The sequence below is a fragment of the Mesorhizobium sp. LEGMi-168a genome, assembly GCF_058312955.1.
The window spans coordinates 57335-73472 of record NZ_JBZEGV010000021.1; the positions used below are offsets into that span (position 1 = coordinate 57335).

20 protein-coding genes are annotated in these 16138 nt (G+C 63.7%); 5 read left to right on the plus strand and 15 right to left on the minus strand.

All coding sequences use genetic code 11. The features are described 5' to 3' along the window. Positions 1 to 154: 154 nt before the first annotated feature. The 6 genes from AC4FWB_RS23880 to AC4FWB_RS23905 form a co-directional block, all read right to left on the minus strand. Positions 155 to 808, minus strand: a complete 654-nt coding sequence (locus AC4FWB_RS23880) for a LysE family translocator (RefSeq protein ID WP_491028690.1) — start codon at positions 806 to 808, stop codon at positions 155 to 157. Positions 809 to 1007: 199 nt separating this feature from the next. Beyond that, on the minus strand, positions 1008 to 1997 hold the full coding sequence (locus AC4FWB_RS23885) for a substrate-binding domain-containing protein (protein ID WP_491028691.1): 990 nt from the start codon (positions 1995 to 1997) through the stop codon (positions 1008 to 1010). An 87-nt stretch (positions 1998 to 2084) separates the two neighbouring features. Continuing rightward, entirely contained in the window at positions 2085 to 3137 is a 1053-nt protein-coding gene (locus AC4FWB_RS23890; RefSeq protein WP_491028692.1) for an ABC transporter permease, read from the minus strand. After that, positions 3137 to 4654: a sugar ABC transporter ATP-binding protein gene (locus AC4FWB_RS23895; protein WP_491028693.1), complete on the minus strand. Its 1518-nt coding sequence runs from the start codon at positions 4652 to 4654 to the stop codon at positions 3137 to 3139. Before AC4FWB_RS23895 ends, AC4FWB_RS23890 begins: the two co-directional genes overlap by 1 nt. After that, positions 4651 to 5649: a LacI family DNA-binding transcriptional regulator gene (locus AC4FWB_RS23900; protein ID WP_491028694.1), complete on the minus strand. Its 999-nt coding sequence runs from the start codon at positions 5647 to 5649 to the stop codon at positions 4651 to 4653. The genes AC4FWB_RS23895 and AC4FWB_RS23900 overlap by 4 nt, the downstream gene beginning before the upstream one ends. A gap of 155 nt (positions 5650 to 5804) precedes the next feature. Further along, complete coding sequence (locus AC4FWB_RS23905; protein WP_491028695.1) at positions 5805 to 7031, minus strand: anion transporter; 1227 nt, start codon at positions 7029 to 7031, stop codon at positions 5805 to 5807. Positions 7032 to 7669: 638 nt separating this feature from the next. Here AC4FWB_RS23905 and AC4FWB_RS23910 point away from each other — a divergent pair. The 4 genes from AC4FWB_RS23910 (at position 7670) to AC4FWB_RS23925 (ending at position 9912) form a co-directional block, all read left to right on the plus strand. Then, positions 7670 to 7837: a Thivi_2564 family membrane protein gene (locus AC4FWB_RS23910; protein WP_491028696.1), complete on the plus strand. Its 168-nt coding sequence runs from the start codon at positions 7670 to 7672 to the stop codon at positions 7835 to 7837. Between the two features lie 52 nt (positions 7838 to 7889). After that, the gene (locus AC4FWB_RS23915) at positions 7890 to 8180 is read left to right on the plus strand and encodes a hypothetical protein (protein WP_491028697.1); all 291 of its coding nucleotides are present in this window, start codon (positions 7890 to 7892) and stop codon (positions 8178 to 8180) included. Between the two features lie 168 nt (positions 8181 to 8348). Continuing rightward, positions 8349 to 8801 (plus strand): GFA family protein, encoded by a 453-nt coding sequence (locus tag AC4FWB_RS23920; RefSeq protein WP_491028698.1) that lies wholly within the window; start codon positions 8349 to 8351, stop codon positions 8799 to 8801. 565 nt (positions 8802 to 9366) lie between these two features. Further along, a complete protein-coding gene (locus tag AC4FWB_RS23925) occupies positions 9367 to 9912 on the plus strand; it encodes a PAS domain-containing protein (RefSeq protein ID WP_491028699.1) in 546 nt (181 codons plus the stop codon). 59 nt (positions 9913 to 9971) lie between these two features. On the opposite strand, the gene AC4FWB_RS23930 is transcribed toward AC4FWB_RS23925, so the two are convergent. Further along, the gene (locus tag AC4FWB_RS23930) at positions 9972 to 10241 is read right to left on the minus strand and encodes a hypothetical protein (protein ID WP_491028700.1); all 270 of its coding nucleotides are present in this window, start codon (positions 10239 to 10241) and stop codon (positions 9972 to 9974) included. Between the two features lie 167 nt (positions 10242 to 10408). Between AC4FWB_RS23930 and AC4FWB_RS23935 the strand changes: the two genes are divergently transcribed. Continuing rightward, complete coding sequence (locus tag AC4FWB_RS23935) at positions 10409 to 10603, plus strand: hypothetical protein (RefSeq protein ID WP_095778310.1); 195 nt, start codon at positions 10409 to 10411, stop codon at positions 10601 to 10603. A gap of 157 nt (positions 10604 to 10760) precedes the next feature. On the opposite strand, the gene msrA is transcribed toward AC4FWB_RS23935, so the two are convergent. From msrA to AC4FWB_RS23975, 8 genes are all read right to left on the minus strand, one after another. Then, on the minus strand, positions 10761 to 11279 hold the full coding sequence (gene msrA, locus AC4FWB_RS23940; protein ID WP_491028701.1) for a peptide-methionine (S)-S-oxide reductase MsrA: 519 nt from the start codon (positions 11277 to 11279) through the stop codon (positions 10761 to 10763). Between the two features lie 160 nt (positions 11280 to 11439). Beyond that, a complete protein-coding gene (locus tag AC4FWB_RS23945) occupies positions 11440 to 11829 on the minus strand; it encodes a hypothetical protein (RefSeq protein WP_491028702.1) in 390 nt (129 codons plus the stop codon). Positions 11830 to 11841: 12 nt separating this feature from the next. Then, positions 11842 to 12165 carry a hypothetical protein gene (locus AC4FWB_RS23950; RefSeq protein ID WP_491028703.1) on the minus strand — a complete coding sequence of 108 codons (324 nt, stop codon included), beginning with the start codon at positions 12163 to 12165 and terminating at the stop codon, positions 11842 to 11844. After that, positions 12165 to 12359 (minus strand): hypothetical protein, encoded by a 195-nt coding sequence (locus tag AC4FWB_RS23955; protein ID WP_491028704.1) that lies wholly within the window; start codon positions 12357 to 12359, stop codon positions 12165 to 12167. Before AC4FWB_RS23955 ends, AC4FWB_RS23950 begins: the two co-directional genes overlap by 1 nt. Further along, positions 12344 to 12583, minus strand: coding sequence for an ABC transporter permease (locus AC4FWB_RS23960; protein WP_491028705.1), 240 nt, complete (start codon positions 12581 to 12583; stop codon positions 12344 to 12346). Before AC4FWB_RS23960 ends, AC4FWB_RS23955 begins: the two co-directional genes overlap by 16 nt. A gap of 104 nt (positions 12584 to 12687) precedes the next feature. Beyond that, positions 12688 to 12891, minus strand: coding sequence for a Pam3-gp28 family putative phage holin (locus AC4FWB_RS23965; RefSeq protein WP_491028706.1), 204 nt, complete (start codon positions 12889 to 12891; stop codon positions 12688 to 12690). Beyond that, the gene (locus tag AC4FWB_RS23970; protein ID WP_491028707.1) at positions 12888 to 13625 is read right to left on the minus strand and encodes a glycoside hydrolase family 108 protein; all 738 of its coding nucleotides are present in this window, start codon (positions 13623 to 13625) and stop codon (positions 12888 to 12890) included. The genes AC4FWB_RS23965 and AC4FWB_RS23970 overlap by 4 nt, the downstream gene beginning before the upstream one ends. Positions 13626 to 14239: 614 nt before the next feature. Next, on the minus strand, positions 14240 to 15982 hold the full coding sequence (locus tag AC4FWB_RS23975; RefSeq protein ID WP_491028764.1) for a hypothetical protein: 1743 nt from the start codon (positions 15980 to 15982) through the stop codon (positions 14240 to 14242). Between the last annotated feature and the right edge of the window lie 156 nt (positions 15983 to 16138).

Genomic DNA, 16138 nt, shown 5'->3' on the forward strand with positions numbered 1-16138 from the left:
GCAGGACAGAGGGGGGCGCGAAGGAACGCGGCATACTGCAGCTTGAGTGTTTCACCCGCACCGCGCGGAGGAGAGGTGGATCGGCGCGCAGCGCCGAGACGGAGCGGGGGAGCGCCCTATGCGATTGCAGCTCCCTGCCGTCCCCGACCTCACCTCATCCGCTGAAACCGCGGCGCGCGGCGGCCATGCCTTCCCACATCAGCTTCAGGCCGAGCGCGCCGACGACGGCGCCGGCGGCGCGGTCGATCCAGTGCTTGGTGCTGAGATAGGCCGAGCGCGGGCGGCTGGCGGAAAAGGCGAAGGCGACGACCGCGTACCAGACGAATTCGTTCAGGAAGAGCAGCGGCGGCAGGACGAAGAGCATCCAGAGCGGCGGCGAGGCCGGCAGCATGGCCGCGAACATCGAGGCGTAGAAGATCGCGGTCTTCGGGTTGGCGAGCTGCACCAGAAGCGCGCGGCGCAGCGCCCGCCAGAACGAGCCAGCGCGCGCCGATGCGTCGCTGGCGATCTCGATCGGCTCATGAGCGCCGCGCCAGATCTTGATGCCGATCCACAACAGGTAGGCGCCACCGGCGACACGCAGGAAAATGTCCAGCCAGGCGACCTGGACGAGCAGCGCCGTCAGGCCCGCGACCGCAATGGTGGCGAAGATGAAGCCGCCGATGCCCATGCCGATCGCCGCTGCCAGGCCGTCGGTGCGCTCGCCGGCAACGGCGATGCGCGAGACGACGACGAAGCTCGGCCCGGGGCTCATCGCGCCGAGCAGGAAAACGCCAAGGATGGACAGGATGGTTGCGAATTCGGTCAAGGTTTCCTCCCACGATCGGTGCAGGTTCCAGCGCAACAATGCACGCGCCGCGCGCCTTGTCACCACCCTGGCGGGCGATCCGTTCGGCCAGAAGAGCACTGTTCCTTCCAATTCCTGCCAGATACGGGGTCCGCTGCCCCAAAAACAAGGCCCCGTCGCCGGGGCCTTGTCGCAATGCCTTCGATTGTAGAGCCCTGCCCTATTTTTCGGCCAGCTGCTTGGCGTTTTCCGGCGTGATTGCGGTGGTGTCCACCGTCACCGTCGGCTCAACGGAAGTCGCGCAGTCGAGCAGGATCTTCTTCGACATCTCGATCGCTTCCTTGGCGCCGGTCGGATAGGTGAAGGTCGCCGCCCAGTCGCCCTTGGCCACCGCCTCGATACCGCCGGCCGGACCCGGCAAGCCGTCGGTGCCGATGATCTTGACGTCCTTGCCGGCGCCCTTGGCGGCCAGCAGCGCGCCCGCCGCCATCATGTCGTTCGAGGCATAGAGCACCTTGATGTCCGGATGCGCCTGCAGCATGGCGGCAAAGGCGGTTTGGGCTTTATCCGGAACCCAGTCGGCGGCCTGCTCGGCGACGATCTGGATCTTGGCATTGGCCTTCACGCCTTCCTTGAAGCCGTTGAGCCGCTCCACCGCCGGCGTCGAGCTCGGCAGGCCTTCCAGCACCGCCGCCTCGCCGCCATCGGGCAGCAGTTTCGTTGCCGTGAACTTGCCGGCTTCCTGGGCGATCTTGAAATTGTCGCCGCCGATGAAGGCCGTGTAGTCCTTGCCGGGGTCGCCCACCGTCTTGCGATCGAGCTCGATCACCGGAATGCCGGCATCCATGGCGCGCTTCACGGCGGGCGTCAGGGGCGCGGCCTCGAAGGGCGAGATCAACAGGATATCGACCTTCTGGGTGATGAAGTTGTCGACCTGCGAGGTCTGCGTGTTGACGTTGCCGGCGCCGTCGGCGATCTGCAGCGTGAAGCCCGGCACTTCCTTGGCCGCCGCCGTCAGCTCGTCATTGACATGCTGGCGATAGGGCTCGGCGTTGTTGGCCTGCGAAAAACCGATGACGAACTGGCCGTCCTTGGCGCAGGCCTTCACCATCGGGTCGGCGGCTTCAGCGGCGCCCGCGATGCACAGGCCGGCGCCTGCCAGAAGCGCGGCTTTCAGCGCGCGGCTCAATCCTCTCTCTATGCTTCTCATGCTCAGTCTCCTCCTCGCCTGGCTCGGGGTGCCAGACCTTCGTTGCAGTTCTTGGGGTTGCTCTTTCAGAATGCTGCCGCCGGCCTCCTATCGTCCCAATCCCTCGCGGCGGCGAACGAGGGATTGAAGCACTGCCGCCAGGACGATGATCGCAGCGGTCGCGAGTAGCTGCATGGCGGGGGTGATGTTGTTGAGCTGAAGGATGTTGGCCAAGGCGCCGAGCATGATGGTGCCGGCCACGGTGCCGACCATCGAGCCCGCGCCGCCGAACAGGCTGGTGCCGCCGATGACGACGGCGGCGATCGCGGTGAGCTCATAGCCCATGCCGTCATTGGCGCTGCCGAAGTTGAACTGGCCGGCATGGACGATGCCGGCAAGCGCCGAGGCAAAGCCGGTGATGGCGTAGACCGAGATCTTCACCATCGACACCGGCACGCCGGAAATGCGCGCGGCGCGCTCGTTGCCGCCGACGGCGTAGACGTAGCGGCCGAAGCGCGTGGTGTTGAGCACCAGCGTGGCGATGGCCGCGAAGATGATGAAGACGATGGTCGCCACCGGCACGGTGTTGTCGAACAGCCGCTCGCCCAGCACCGCGAATACAGGCGGCGCCAGGCCAGGCCCGTCGCCATAGGAGATGTTGATGTACTGGTTGCCGGAAACGACCAGCGCCAGCCCGCGCGCCGCCTGCAGGCCGGCGAGCGTGACGATGAAGGGCTCCAGCCGGAAGCGGGTGGAAATCGTGCCCTGGACGATACCGAAGACGGTGCCCATGACGAGCACGGCCAGGATGGTGGCGATGAGGCCGAAGCCGCCGGAGATCATCATGGTGGCTGTGACGACGGCGGACAGGCCGAGCACCGCGCCGACCGACAGATCGATGCCGGCGGTGATGATGACGAAGGTCATGCCGATGGCGATGATGCCGGTCTCCGACACGGCGCGTACGATGTTGGCGATGTTGTCGGGGTTGAGGAACAGGATCTCGCCATGGCGCCGCGGCGAGAAGATGATGCCGCCGATCGCCACCAGCACCAGGCCGATCAGGCTCTGGAAGCGCACGATGATGGCCAGCGGGTCGACGCGGTGCTTCGCAGGAGCCACGGGCGGGCTCGCCGCCACCGAAATCTTCTCTCCCGACATCAGGCCTCCCTGCCGTTTGCCGCGGCAAGCACGGTGTGCTCGTCGACGCCGCCGTTGAATTCCGCCACATTGCGCCCCTGGCGCAGCACCACGATCCGGTCGCAGAGCCCGATCAGCTCCGGCATCTCGCTGGAGGCGACGAGGATACCCAGCCCCTGGGCCGCGAGCGCCCGCAGCCGCGCGTAGATCTCGCCCTTGGCGCCGACATCGACACCGCGCGTCGGCTCGTCGAGCAGGAGAAGGCGCGGATTGCCAAGGATTTCCTTGGCCAGAACCACCTTCTGCTGGTTGCCGCCCGAAAGCGCGCCGACGGCGATGTCCGGGTTCTTCGGGCGGATGTCGAACTGGCCGAAGGACTGCCGCACCGCCTCTGCCTGCCGGCGCGGCGACATCAGGCCTGCCGGCGAGATGCGGCGAATGACCGACATCACCAGATTGAGGCCGACCGCCATCCTCAGCATCAGGCCGCCGCCGCGCCGGTCGTCGGTGACGAAGGCGATGCCGGCCTTGCGCGCAGCGTTGATGGATTCGAGTTTTACCGGCCGGCCGTCGACCGCGACCTCGCCTTGCCAGCGGCCGGCAAGGCCGGTGCCATAGAGCGCAGACAGCAACTCGGTGCGCCCTGCCCCCATGATGCCGGCAAGGCCTACGATCTCGCCTTCCCTGACCTCGAGCGAGATGCCGCTTGGCGGCTGCCAGCCGGCGCTGTCCCGGGCGAGCCTGAAGCTGGCATCCTTGAGGCACAGCAGCGTCTTACCTGTGGCTTTCGCGCGCTCGGGGTAAAGCTCATCCAGTGGCCGCCCGACCAGCAGGCGCACCAGCTCGGCCTGCGGCGCGTGCGGCTCGGTGATGCCGGCGACGCGGCCGTCGCGCATCACCGTCACACGGTCGGCGATATCGGGCACTTCTTCCAGCCGGTGCGAGATGTAGACGATGCCGACGCCGGTTGCGGCGAGCTTCCTCATGATGCCGAACAGGCGCTCGACCTCGCCGACGGTGAGCGCGGCCGTGGGCTCGTCCATGATCAGCACGCGCGAGGCGTAGGACAGCGCCTTGACGATCGCCACCACCTGGCGCTGGCCGATCGAAAGATCGGCGACGAGCCGAGCCGGGTCGATGGCGAGCTCGATCGCCTCCAGCCGCCGCTTCGCCTCGCGGCGCATCGCCGGCACGTCGAGCATGCCGCCCGACCGCATCAGCTCGCGGCCGAGGAAGAGGTTCGCCGCAACATCGAGCGAAGGCACGAGGTCGAGTTCCTGGAAGATGGTGGCGATGCCGGCGGCTTGCGCCTCGCGCGGGTTGCTGAAGGTGACCGGCTTGCCGTCGATGCGTATCTCGCCCTCGTCCGGCGTATAGACGCCCGACAGAAGGTTCATCAGCGTCGACTTGCCGGCGCCGTTCTCGCCGAGCAGCGCGTGGATCTCGCCAGCCTTCAAATCGAAATCGACGCCGCGCAGCGCCTGTACGCCGCCGAAGCGTTTGACGGCGCCGGTGACGGAAAGCAGCGGCGCGCTCATGCTGGCCTCGCGCAGGATTCTCGCGCCTGCAGTTTTGCCGGCAGACGCACGGCGCGCGGCGCGGCGCCGCTGGAGGCGATGCGCTCGCTGAGCAACGCCGCCGCCTGCCTGCCGATCTCGGTGCAGGGCTGCTCGACCAGCGTCAGCCTGGGCTCGAAGCAATCGGCCCACTCGAAATCGTCGAAACCGACCAGCGAGAGGTCGCGCGGGATCGAAAAACCCTTCTCGCGGATGGCACGGACTGCCCCGATCGTCGTCATGTTGTTGCCGGTGACCAATGCGGTAGGCGGCGCTGGCAGCGACAGGATCGCATGCGTCGATGCCGTGGCGCTCGCCGTGTCGACATTCTCCGGCGAGACATAGTGCGGCAGGCATTCAAGTCCATTGGCCGCGAGCGAGGCGCGAAACGCGTCGACGCGCTCGCGCGTGGTGGTGAGCCCCGGCTGGCCGGCGATGTAGCCGATGCGCCTATGGCCGAAGGAGGCGACATGGTCGATCAGCGAGCGCATCGCCGTCTCGTTCTCGACGCCGATCTGGTCGAAACGGTCGTCGGCAAAACGGTCGATCAGCACGCAAGGCAGCTTCTTTTCGGCGAGATAGGCGATCGCGCGTTCGGGCGAGCCGGACGGCGCCAGAATGACGCCGTCGACGCGGCGCTGGTGGAAGGCGCGCACCACAGACAACTCGCGGTCGGGGTCTTCCTGTGTGTCCGACAGGAACACCATCAGGCCGAGCCGCGCGCATTCGGCCTCGACCGCGCAGATGATGTCGGTGAAATAAGGGTTGGAGATCGCCGAGATTGCGAGCCCGACGCTGTTGGTCGAGGCCACTTTCAGCGAGCGCGCCAGCTCGTTGGGCTGGTAGCCCATGGCGGCAATGGCGTCGTTGATGAGCTGCGCCTTCTCGGGCGAGACGAAACGCGTGCGGTTGACGACATGCGAGACGGTCGAAACCGAGACGCCGGCGCGGCGCGCGACCTCAGCCATTGTCGGCATGCGAACGGAGAGCCCGCAAGCGCTCCTCCCCTGGATTGCGTTTCCCGTCCGCTCTGCGGCGGATCTGGCAAAACCATAGAGCCATCGAAACGTTTGCGCAATCGATTCGATGAATGCGCGGGTAGAATTTTGTCGAGGGCCGCAAAAGCGCGAAATCAGGAGGTGAAAGCCAGCCAGGCCGTGCCGGCGAGGAGCGTCAGCAAGGTCAGCGGCAGGCCGACCTTGAAGAAAGCCATGAAGGACAGCTCCTTGCCGGCCGCTTTCGCCTGCTCGGCGACGATGAGGTTGGCGACGGAGCCGAGCAGCGTGAAATTGCCGGCGAGCGTCGAGCTCATCGCCACGACAAGCCAAGCGCGCTCGGGATTTTCCAGGCCAGGGATGAAGGGCCTGAGCGCCAGCACCGCCGGCACGTTGCTCATGATGTTGGAAAGCACCGCGGTAAAGCCGGAAAGCCGCCAGATATCGTCGAGGCCGATAGTCTTCGCCCAGGCGATCATGTCAGGTGTGAGCAGCGTGCGCTCGGCTCCCGCCACCACCACGAAGAGGCCGGCGAACATGAACAGCAGCGGCCCGTCGACCTCGCGGTAAATGCGGTGCGGCTTGATCGCGCGGGTGACGAGCAGGAAAGCGCCGGCAATCAGTGCCGCCTTGGCGACGGGCACGCCGGCGAAGAAGGCTATTGCCAACGCCACGCAGACAATCGTCGCCTTCAGCACCTGTCCGGGCAGCATGCGACCGCGATAGACCTCGGGGCTGAGTTCGGCAGGGCGCGAAAACTCGGCACGATAGACGATGCGTACGATGACGATGACGGCGACGAGGCCAAACAGCGCCACCGGGGCCAAGGCCGCCGCGAAGGCCGGATAGGAAATGCCGGACAGCGCGCCGATCACCATGTTCTGTGGATTGCCGGTGATGGTGGCGACACTGCCGCAGTTGGAGGCGGTGCAGGTGGCGATGAGATAGGGAACCGGGTTTCGCCTGATGACGCGGGTGACGTGGACGACGATCGGCGCCATCACCAGGCAGATCGCGTCATTGACCAGGAAGGCCGAGAGCACGCCAGTCAAAAGCGTTACCATGATCAGGAGCATGAAGGGCGCATGCGCATGCTCGATGGCGAAGCCGCCAAGCGCCCGGAAGGCGCCGGATACTTTCAGATGCGCCACCACGATCATCATGCCAAGCAAGAGCGTGATGGTGTCGAAATTGATGGCGCGGTAGGCGTCCTCGATGCTGATCGCGCCGATGGCGATCATGGCAGCACCCCCGAGCAGCGCAATGCCGGCGCGGTCGAGCCTGAGGCCCGGAATGCGCCCGACGGCGACACCCGCATAGGTAAGTACGAGGATGAAAAGCGCGCCTGCGCCCGTCCATGTCATTGCCAGAGGTTCCCGTTCGCCCTGCCCTGCAGAATCTGCCCGCCCCACCTTTAGCAAGGGCGTGGCAAAGGGAAAGCGCGGACCGTTGAAACTTTCGTCATCGGTCCGCGCGGCTTTATATTCCAGATAGCTAATGTAATGTCTCTGAAAAACCGGGCCGACAACCCAGTCGTGGGGACTAAACGGATGAACACGGTCGTTGAAGGGGGGGCATCGCGTCTCGCCTAAGGAGAATCTGATGCCCTCGACGGAATGCCGGCGCTGCCATGGCGCCAGGAAAGTCTTCGTTTGCGCCCGCTGGGTCAGCTCCAACGGCCATTGCTGCCCGGAAGGGACGCACCGGCTGAGCTGCCCGGGACACAGCATGATCTGCCTGGAATGCGGCGGACGCGGAAGCCAGAGCGCCTGACGGCTCGCGTTTCGAGGAGCCCGCCGCTCACCTCGCCGCAGTCGCACGCGCCTCCTTCGATCTGGAACCATTCCAGCGCCCGCAACGTTAAGGCATGTTCCCCGAAAGTGGGACCGGTTTCGGGACAAAGATATGCGTAAAATCAAAAACCTAAAGCGCACGGAGCGAATCTGAAAGATCGCGACGCGCTTAGGGGCAGCCCTACCCGAGGCGGCATGGAGACAGGCAAATGGCTGCATCGGTTCTCATCGGTATCCTGATCACCTTCCTGGTGGTGATCCTAGTGCTTTATCTCATCCAGCGCCTGCCGCTTGACGGCCGCACGAGACAGATCGCCCAGATTGTCGTCATCATCATCGGCATTATCTCGCTGCTCAGATACCTTGCGGTTTTCTAGCAGGATCCATTATTCGTCACCGCAAAAGCCATGACTGGAAGCCGGTGTTCCCATGAAAAACCTGTCGATCGCCGTTTTTGCCGGCGCGATATTGTGCACCATGGGCGCCGCCGATGCGCGGCCCGACACCCGGGCCATGACCTGCGCCGAGACGCAGGCGCTGATCCAGAACCGGCATGCCGCGGTGTTGACCACCGGGCCCAACACCTACGATCGTTTCGTGCGCCAGTATGGCAATGAGTGCGACTGGCCCGAAGTCCCGATGTCAGTCGCCGTTCCGACCCGCGACGGCCCGTGCCGCGTCTATCGCTGCGAGGAGCCGGTCTTCAGTTTCCCAAACTGAGAATCGCTTCGCCTTTGCAGGCGCATTGGGAACCGTCTCGGCTCCGCGCGGATTATAGCCGGAGCGGCCCGGTCGACGCCAAGACGTTTCCCGATATCAAGACGTTTCCCGATATCGGCTCGCATCGCGCGGGATTTGGTCTGCGTCGCCGGACGAGGAGGAACAGCCATGTCCAACGATATCATACGCAGCGGCAGCTGCCTGTGCGGCGGCGTCCAGTTCCGGGTGACCGGCGAGCCGCTGAGGGTCGGCCTGTGCCATTGCAAGGACTGCCGCAAGACCAGCGGATCGGCCTATCAGGCCTTTGCCATATGGCCGCGCCAGGGATTCGAAAGCGAGGGAATCACCAGCACCTATGCCGAGCGAAGCTTCTGTCCGACCTGCGGCAGCCGCTTGCCATCGGTCGGCGAGGATGAGGTCGAGGTGATGATCGGCAGCCTGGACGTCGCGCCGACCGAAGGTCTGGAACCCAGCTACGAACTGTGGGTCGGCCGACGCGAGCATTGGTTGCATCCGCTGCCCGAAGCGCGCCAGTTCGAGCATGACAGAGCCGTCGACGATTCGGCGACCGATGACGGCGAACCGGAAGCAGGGCCGGAGCCGCACCGGAAGTCAGCCTAAGTGCTTGGCGGCGGCAAGGCTTAAGTCCTAGACCAAAAAAGCTTCGGTCCCAATGAGCCGGCGATATGCCCGCAAATCGCCGGGCCATAGGCCGCAACGCCCTGTCTTCTTCTTTGAAGTTCGCCCATTTTCAACCAGCGGTCGGTTTGCCGGCGCGGCAACGGCCGTTAGCATCCCCGGCGCGGCGAAACCTTTTGGAGGCCGCTTCGGCCGGCGCGGCTCAGGCAACACACCAGCATTGCCGCGCCGGCCTTGCAAAATCGACAGAATGTCCAGCCCTGGCGGCACATCCAGGCGAATACAACCTTTGAGGTTGTTTCAAATTCAAAGATTTCTGCTTATCGCGTGAAATACCAGGCTTCCCTTGGGGCAGCGAAGTGAAAATTGTTTCGGCGAGAGAAACTTTCTCATCATTCGTATTTCTGGTATACCAACTATGCCGTCAAGCTATCTCAGCAAGCAGCAGGCCCTATGATTGCCAGCCTTGTACAAAAGGCCACCTTTGTTTCTTTGGAATTTTGCGACATAGTATTGGCGAATCTTGAAACCGGACGGGGCGGTTTTCATGACGTCGGCGCCTGAACACAGCCGCAACGTGCATATGCGGTATCCACCGATCGACGGGTTTTGGACCTGGGATATCAAGCGCGATCGCGTCTATGGCGACGCCAATCTGTCCGCCTATTTCGATCTGACGCTCGAGGAATTCTCGCATGGCGCGCCGCTGGAAAGGTGGATGCAAAGCATCGAGCGGGAGGACCAGCCGAGGGTTCGGCTGGCGATCCGCAAGGCCATAGAGCGCAGGTCAGGCTTCCGCGAAGTCTACAAGGTCCGTTCGGAAAAGATGGGGCTGCGCAAGATCCTGGCCGTTGGTCAATGCTATGTCGACGGCATGGGCGAGGCGGCGCTCTATCCCGGCTGGTTCGTCGACCTGACCCAGGATGCCGCATGCGAGGAGCACTCGCTCCGCGAGATCCACAACCATGTCGAGCAGGCCAAGGAAATCGCGCAGTCGATCGGGCACGACATGCTGTCCTACCTCCTGGACAATATCCAGGAAGAGATACAGCAGAGGCTTGGCGAGAAATCGAGGAGGCGCAAATCCTCTTGAGGCGATCTTTGCCGGTTTCTAGGCCAGTCTCTGGACCAGCTTTTTCGCCGGTTTCCGGACTAGCTTCTAGGCGGGAGCCTGCCGCGCTTGCCGACTTCGGCCGTCACCAAGCGCGCGAAATGCGACTGGGGCGAGCGGCGCTCGATAAGCCTGGCGCGTTCGAGGGCGGCGTCGCCGTAGAATTCGATCAGCACATTGGCCGCCTTGGTGGCGTCGGCCTTCAGCCTGCCGACATCGGCCTCACCGCTCCCGCTGGAGGGCTCGCTCCTGGCAATCACGTCAAGCATGGCTTGCAACTTGTCAGGAGTGCTGCCCTCGTCTTCGTGCATGGTCGCTGTCCGATTGGGGGCGTAAAATATCGACATTTCCGCGCAATGTCCAACAGCTTCGTTGATCGAGCGCGGGTGCAACCGGGTACAGCCTAGCCGTGAGTCAGACCACAACCTTCGTACAAGTATAGTGAGCCAAACTTCCCATGCAGACATTGGGGGCACCGATGGACCAGCCTAGCAAAATGGAAAACCTGCAATTTGCGCAGGGGATCTTGCGGGAGCTTCGCCAGAAAGCTGAGGCCGATGGCGAAAAGCTTCTGACCTATCTCATCGACATGGCCTATCTCGAGGCCAGCGACCGTATCCGCGCCCATTGGATCGGCAGCCACGAGAACGAGAACCGCCGGGCCAAGGGCTGACCGCCGGCGTTATCGCCGGCAGGCTTCGATCCGAAACAAAAGGCCACAATGCCTTTCGGCATGGCGGCCAGGAGCCCGAAACGCAAAAAAGCCCGCCATGCCTTTCGGCACGGCGGGCATGATCATGGACAAGAGGCTACTGCATAGCCGCTATTTTTTACGATGCGGCGGCCTTTTCGCGGACGGGAAGCTTCCAGCCCGGCCGGACGAAATGGCAGGTATAGCCGTTTGGATAGTGCTCCAGATAATCCTGATGCTCGGGCTCGGCCTCCCAGAAGGGGCCGGCCGGAGCGAGTTCGGTGACGACCTTGCCGGGCCACAGACCCGAAGCGTCGACGTCGGCGATGGTATCCTCGGCCACCCGCTTCTGCTCGTCGCTGGTGTAGAAGATCGCCGAACGGTAGCTCAAGCCGACATCGTTGCCCTGGCGGTTCCTGGTCGTCGGATCATGGATCTGGAAGAAGAATTCGAGCAGCGTGCGGAAACTGGTTTTGGTCGGATCGAAGACGATCTCGATCGCCTCGGCATGGGTGCCGTGATTGCGATAGGTCGCGTTCGGCACGTCGCCGCCGCTGTAGCCAACGCGGGTGGAGATCACGCCGGGGAAACGGCGGATCAGATCCTGCATGCCCCAGAAGCAGCCGCCGGCAAGGACTGCGCGTTCGGAAGAAGCCATGTCAAACCTCCTTTGGATTTCTCCATAGGTGGGGATTGTGGCTTGCTTCGTCCAGCCGCTCAAGCGCCGGATAAGGTGAGGTTACAGAGCGCGGGGCGCCTGGTCTGCACCGATGCTCGCCGGTTGGGCAAACCGGCGAGCATCGGTTGCCTGGTCAGCCTCACTTGGGCCCCTTGTCACCTCGGCCGTTGTTGCTCCCGCCCTTGTCGCCCCGGCCGTGATCACCCCTGCCCTGGTGGTGGCTTTCGCCACCGAGGCAGTTGGCGTCACCGACGCCGCAGCAACGGCCGGCCCAGAGCTTGTTGGTCAGAGTGTTGTTGCATTCGTAGATCTGCTGGCCAGCCATCGCGGAGCCGCCCAAAGCTGATACGGCGACGGCGGCAAGAAGTGCATTGCGCAGGATTGCAGTCATTGGAAAATCTCCATGGTGCATGGTGTTCATTTGCACCGATGCGTCGCGTGGCGGGGCCGATTGGTTCATGAAGTTTTCAGAAACTCTTGCCGACGGTTCGATATCCCACGACTGGGCTCTGGAATCGGCGGCGCCCATGCCGGGCTGCCCTCATTCATCCGGATCGGGCTTGAACCGCCTCACCACCACCTCGAACACAATGTCCGAGATCCACATGGCCGACACGCCGATGAGGAAGGCGGCGGCGAGCGTGGTGGTGTCGTCGGCAGCATCTGGCACTTGCAGGCCACTCGCCTGAACCCAGGCGACCACTGGCAGTGTCAGATAGGCGGCGGCCAAAGCGCCACAGATCGGCGAGGCCACCATCTCGCGCAACTTGTAGCGATGGCGCGACAGCGCTCTCAACACCCCGCCGGCGAGACCGGCGGCCACCACCTGGCCCTTGATGCCGAGCAGATCGAAGATGTCGTGCATTAAGGCCTCCAGCCGCAGAGTTTCTCGCCCTTGCGGTTGTGGGCAAGAAGCGCCTTTGCCTCCTCATCCGACAGCGTCTCGACTGCCTTGGCGGAGAGGCGCAGCGGCGAGGAGACCGCGCAGAAGCCGCCCTTGGCCGTCGTGCAGCTGCTGAGCGCAACGAGGAGGACGGCAGCGATCAGTCCCTTGCCCATGACTTCAGCTCCTTCTTGACCGCATCGGCGGGCAGCGCGCCGATATCGTTGTCGACCTGGTCGGCGATGTCGCGGGCCGCGGCCTCGGCTTTGGTCTGCCGGTCGCGCTCGGCCTTGGCGCCGGCGAGCCTTTGATGAAAACCCCAGCCGAGCGCGGCAATGAAGGATGCCAGCACGCCCAGGATCGCCGGATTGCCGGAGAGGAAGGACAGGAGCGCCGTCATGCCAGCCACCACACGACAAGCGCGGCGATGAGAAGCAGCGCGCCGATGACCCAGGGCAAGGCCTGGCGGATGAGCTCGGTGAAGACCTCTACCATTTTGCTACCTCATTTCGACCAGTGGAATTTGCGGGCGAGCGCGTACCAGGCCTCGGTGGCGAGGCTGAGCGCCAGGCCGATGCCGGTTTCGAGCGCGATCTGGATGTCGGGATCGGCCGAAAACGCCGCGGCGTCGCCCGCGCCAAGCAGGCCGCGCGCGACGAGGACGCCGGCGCCGTAGCGCAGCGCGATGCGGATGATGACGGCAATCATTGGCAAAACACTCCGAAGAGATTGCAGGGAAGATGCGCGATCCAGGCGGCGGCCGAGCCGAGCGCCAGCGCGATCAAGACGAGGATGCCGGCCATCTTGCCGGGCGATGCCGGCGCCGGCAGGGCGGCCGCTTGGCCGGCATCATCACCGGAAGCGCCGACGGCTGGCTGCGCCGTGTCAGGTTCGGGTGGCCGCGGCGAAGGCTGCAGGAGCGGCTCAGACGGTGCCGAGATGAGCAGCGCCTCGGCACGCACCGAAGCGACGCGCGCGCTCCAGCCCTTGCCGAAGGTCGGCCAGGTCGGCAGCCGTTGGAGGAAGGCGAGCCGCGCATCGCAAAGCCTGTCGATGACGACGCCGGGGGGCTTAGCCCGGGCCGCGGCAAGCGTGGCCTGGCCAATGCGGCCGTCTTGGGCCACGCCGAGCGCCGCCTGCAGGTATTTCGCCGCCCTGCCCGGCCCGCTGTTCACGGCGAAATCGAAGACGGCGTAGTCGATGCCGTCGGGGAGTTCCGCGCCGAGCACGGCGTCCCAATAGAAACGCCGGTAGACGGTGGCGACTTGGCTATCCGTGATCTTCTTCAGGTCGGCCTTGCCGGCGTCTGCCTTCACGTAGCGGCGGAAATTGGCGAGTGTGACGCCCTTCATGGTGGCGCCGCCGGGATCGGCTTTCTTGTCCGACCAGCCGCCTTCGGATTCGAGCACGAGCGCAAGCGCCCGCGCAAAATTGCGGTCCATGGGAGACTCCTTGGAGTTGGCTTGCAGGGGAAAAGTTTTGCCGGCGAATTGCTTTCGCGCGAATTTAGCGTTTTAGAAAGACCTTAATTGCCGTATGCTAATGTCAGGAGATGGCGGTTGGGGTCCGCCGGTATGGGGTAGCGGCGTTACGACGCCGAAGGGTTGGGCAAAATGAGTTTGTTGTTATCGCAAACAGGCGAGTGCCAGGGCTGCGGCGGCACCGGCACGATGTTCGAATGCCCGAGATGGCGCAGTTCCAACGGCCATTGCTGCCCGGCGGGGACACACCAGCATAGGTGTCCTGGGGTGAGCGTGCGGTGCGCGAAATGCGAGGGGACGGGTGGGGCAGCCGCGCCAGGGGCTCGCGACGCTATGATCGAAGGCTCGCTAGGCGTCACGCTTAGACGCTGAAGGAGTACGCCGAGCGCAGCAAGTAACGTACCCGTTGCCGGCAGCATGAATGGCGGTGCCCCATTTAGACGCTCGAATTTCGCTTCGTATGCGGACATCATTGAAGCCTTCGGGAGTGCTAGGCGGCTCCAAGATTGGGCATATGCCTTATGCAATAAGGGCAGCATCCACGGCTGATGCATGTCGCTTCGTTTCGGTGACTGCTACGGCGCGATGTTCAGCACGCCGGTATTGTTCCACAGAGCTCCGGATGGGAGACCGGTTACAGCTGTGGGCAGGCCCGGAAATGCGAGGCGCCCACCATTCGCATTGATACCGGTAGCCCCATTGATGTTGTTCGGTAGGATTGTGGCCCGCTCAGCGAGGACCAGAGACCCGAAGAAGCTGTTATTCGCTGCTGTAAAGTGATTGCCACCGACGATAATTTCTTTGGCATGCGTGTTGTCGGCGATGACGCCGCCGAAGGCGACGGCCGGTGCACACTGTTCGAAGTTATTGCCGAAGATTGTGACGCCGTGGACGCCAGTGTTACCCTCACCAGTGGCTGCACCACCAAGCACGATGCCAGCGCTGTAACCCAAATCCGCCCTGCCACCGAAGCGACAGCCCATGACATTTAGGGCGTTGCCGCGGTATGCCTCGATCCACTCGCCGCCATTTAGCATCACATCGTAGAAGGTGCAGCCAAGAATATTAGCACCCCGAAAATCCTGATGAAGACCGGTTTGCCAAAACCGACCAAGACCATCGGAGCAGGCTTGCGTGTTGCATCCCTGAAACGTGATACCCTCACCGGAACCCTGCACCGGATAGTTGCTGACAAGGTTTTTAAAAAAGCACGACTGGAAATTGTGAACGTTGCAGAAGCCGACGCCGTTGACCTTCTGCATGCTGACCAACCCATTGATGGCTCGGCCCTGGAAAGAAACGCAATGATAGTTTCCTTCCAACGCTCCGTAGAGGTTCACACCGCGATGCTGAGACGGGGTACAGTCTGCTCGAATGGTGCAGTCCGAAAGCTGCATGTATGCCGAGCCAGTCGAAACAAGACCATAGTCAAGCAGGATGCCATCAAAGTTGGCGGTATTGGTCGCCTCCATAAACAGGTGCTCGAACGACACCCTAAACGAGTCTCTCGCATCAATCAGCCGACCCGCTCCCGCACCAGCTGTCCCGCGCAAATACGTCTGCTGGGTAGAACCGGCAGTCAGGCCGCCTAGGCCTGCAATGCGGATATGACGCTTGGCCTGCAGGTTCAGCGTCGAAAAGCGCACCTCGCCCTTCAGCAAGATGTTGCCACCAGCCGACGAGAACCCGTTGATGAGAGCTTGGAGCGCCGCCGTCTGGTCGGAGCCGTCGCCAGGAACACCGTTGTTCCATGCCTCGACATAGGGCAGTTCGGAATAAGGGATCGACTGCAGTTTCGTGCGCACAGCTGCGAATGTCTTCGCCTCACGCGCCGTGCCGGCCGCATTGTCGACTAACATGGTATTCGCGGTGACCGGCGGCAGGTTTACACCAGCCGCCGCGGCAATGGCTGCATCCCTGGCCGCTTTCGCCTCGGCGATTATGTCTTCGGAAGCCGCTTCGACGGACGCGATGCCGGCCACGACAGCCGCGTTCACCTCGCTGATCGTGTCGTCGGACTGGTAGAAGGCGACCGCGATCCCGTCGGTGCCGATCCGTGGGTTGATGCTCTGGAAGACGAATGTCTTGCCGGTGTTGGTGGCTCCCCCCTGCACATGCGCGGTCGTGCCCTTCTGCATCGTGCGCGCGGTGCGGGCATCGGCGGCGCGGAACCACTGGCCTTCGCTCGCGGTGTAGATGCCGTTTTGCGTCGGATCGGCCTGGTTCTTGACCAGCACGCGATCGCCGACCGCAGCTGCCACGCCGTCGATGGTCTGCAGGCCGTAAAGGGTGATGTTCGCGATCGTCGCCAGGCGCACGGGTTCGCGTTCGTCACGTAGACGACATCGGCTTCGGTGTCCCAGGCAAGCTCGACCGCGGCCGACGGATGGTCCCAGCCGAAATCGAGCGCGCCGATACGCGGCCACCAGCGCGGCAGCTTGAACGGCTCGCAGGCTATCATCTCCTCCGGCACC

Excerpts from the sequence above, each read along its gene's own strand:
- AC4FWB_RS23920 (WP_491028698.1), top strand. The coding sequence starts at position 8,349 with ATGTCCAACGATATCATACGCAGCGGCAGCTGCCTGTGCGGCGGCGTC.
- AC4FWB_RS23905 (WP_491028695.1), bottom strand. The coding sequence starts at position 7,031 with ATGACATGGACGGGCGCAGGCGCGCTTTTCATCCTCGTACTTACCTAT.
- AC4FWB_RS23895 (WP_491028693.1), bottom strand. The coding sequence starts at position 4,654 with ATGAGCGCGCCGCTGCTTTCCGTCACCGGCGCCGTCAAACGCTTCGGC.
- AC4FWB_RS23890 (WP_491028692.1), bottom strand. The coding sequence starts at position 3,137 with ATGTCGGGAGAGAAGATTTCGGTGGCGGCGAGCCCGCCCGTGGCTCCT.
- msrA (WP_491028701.1), bottom strand. The coding sequence starts at position 11,279 with ATGGCTTCTTCCGAACGCGCAGTCCTTGCCGGCGGCTGCTTCTGGGGC.
- AC4FWB_RS23925 (WP_491028699.1), top strand. The coding sequence starts at position 9,367 with ATGACGTCGGCGCCTGAACACAGCCGCAACGTGCATATGCGGTATCCA.
- AC4FWB_RS23945 (WP_491028702.1), bottom strand. The coding sequence starts at position 11,829 with ATGGGCGCCGCCGATTCCAGAGCCCAGTCGTGGGATATCGAACCGTCG.
- AC4FWB_RS23960 (WP_491028705.1), bottom strand. The coding sequence starts at position 12,583 with ATGACGGCGCTCCTGTCCTTCCTCTCCGGCAATCCGGCGATCCTGGGC.
- AC4FWB_RS23965 (WP_491028706.1), bottom strand. The coding sequence starts at position 12,891 with ATGATTGCCGTCATCATCCGCATCGCGCTGCGCTACGGCGCCGGCGTC.
- AC4FWB_RS23950 (WP_491028703.1), bottom strand. The coding sequence starts at position 12,165 with ATGCACGACATCTTCGATCTGCTCGGCATCAAGGGCCAGGTGGTGGCC.
- AC4FWB_RS23970 (WP_491028707.1), bottom strand. The coding sequence starts at position 13,625 with ATGGACCGCAATTTTGCGCGGGCGCTTGCGCTCGTGCTCGAATCCGAA.
- AC4FWB_RS23955 (WP_491028704.1), bottom strand. The coding sequence starts at position 12,359 with ATGGGCAAGGGACTGATCGCTGCCGTCCTCCTCGTTGCGCTCAGCAGC.
- AC4FWB_RS23930 (WP_491028700.1), bottom strand. The coding sequence starts at position 10,241 with ATGCACGAAGACGAGGGCAGCACTCCTGACAAGTTGCAAGCCATGCTT.
- AC4FWB_RS23910 (WP_491028696.1), top strand. The coding sequence starts at position 7,670 with ATGGCTGCATCGGTTCTCATCGGTATCCTGATCACCTTCCTGGTGGTG.
- AC4FWB_RS23935 (WP_095778310.1), top strand. The coding sequence starts at position 10,409 with ATGGACCAGCCTAGCAAAATGGAAAACCTGCAATTTGCGCAGGGGATC.
- AC4FWB_RS23900 (WP_491028694.1), bottom strand. The coding sequence starts at position 5,649 with ATGCCGACAATGGCTGAGGTCGCGCGCCGCGCCGGCGTCTCGGTTTCG.
- AC4FWB_RS23915 (WP_491028697.1), top strand. The coding sequence starts at position 7,890 with ATGAAAAACCTGTCGATCGCCGTTTTTGCCGGCGCGATATTGTGCACC.
- AC4FWB_RS23885 (WP_491028691.1), bottom strand. The coding sequence starts at position 1,997 with ATGAGAAGCATAGAGAGAGGATTGAGCCGCGCGCTGAAAGCCGCGCTT.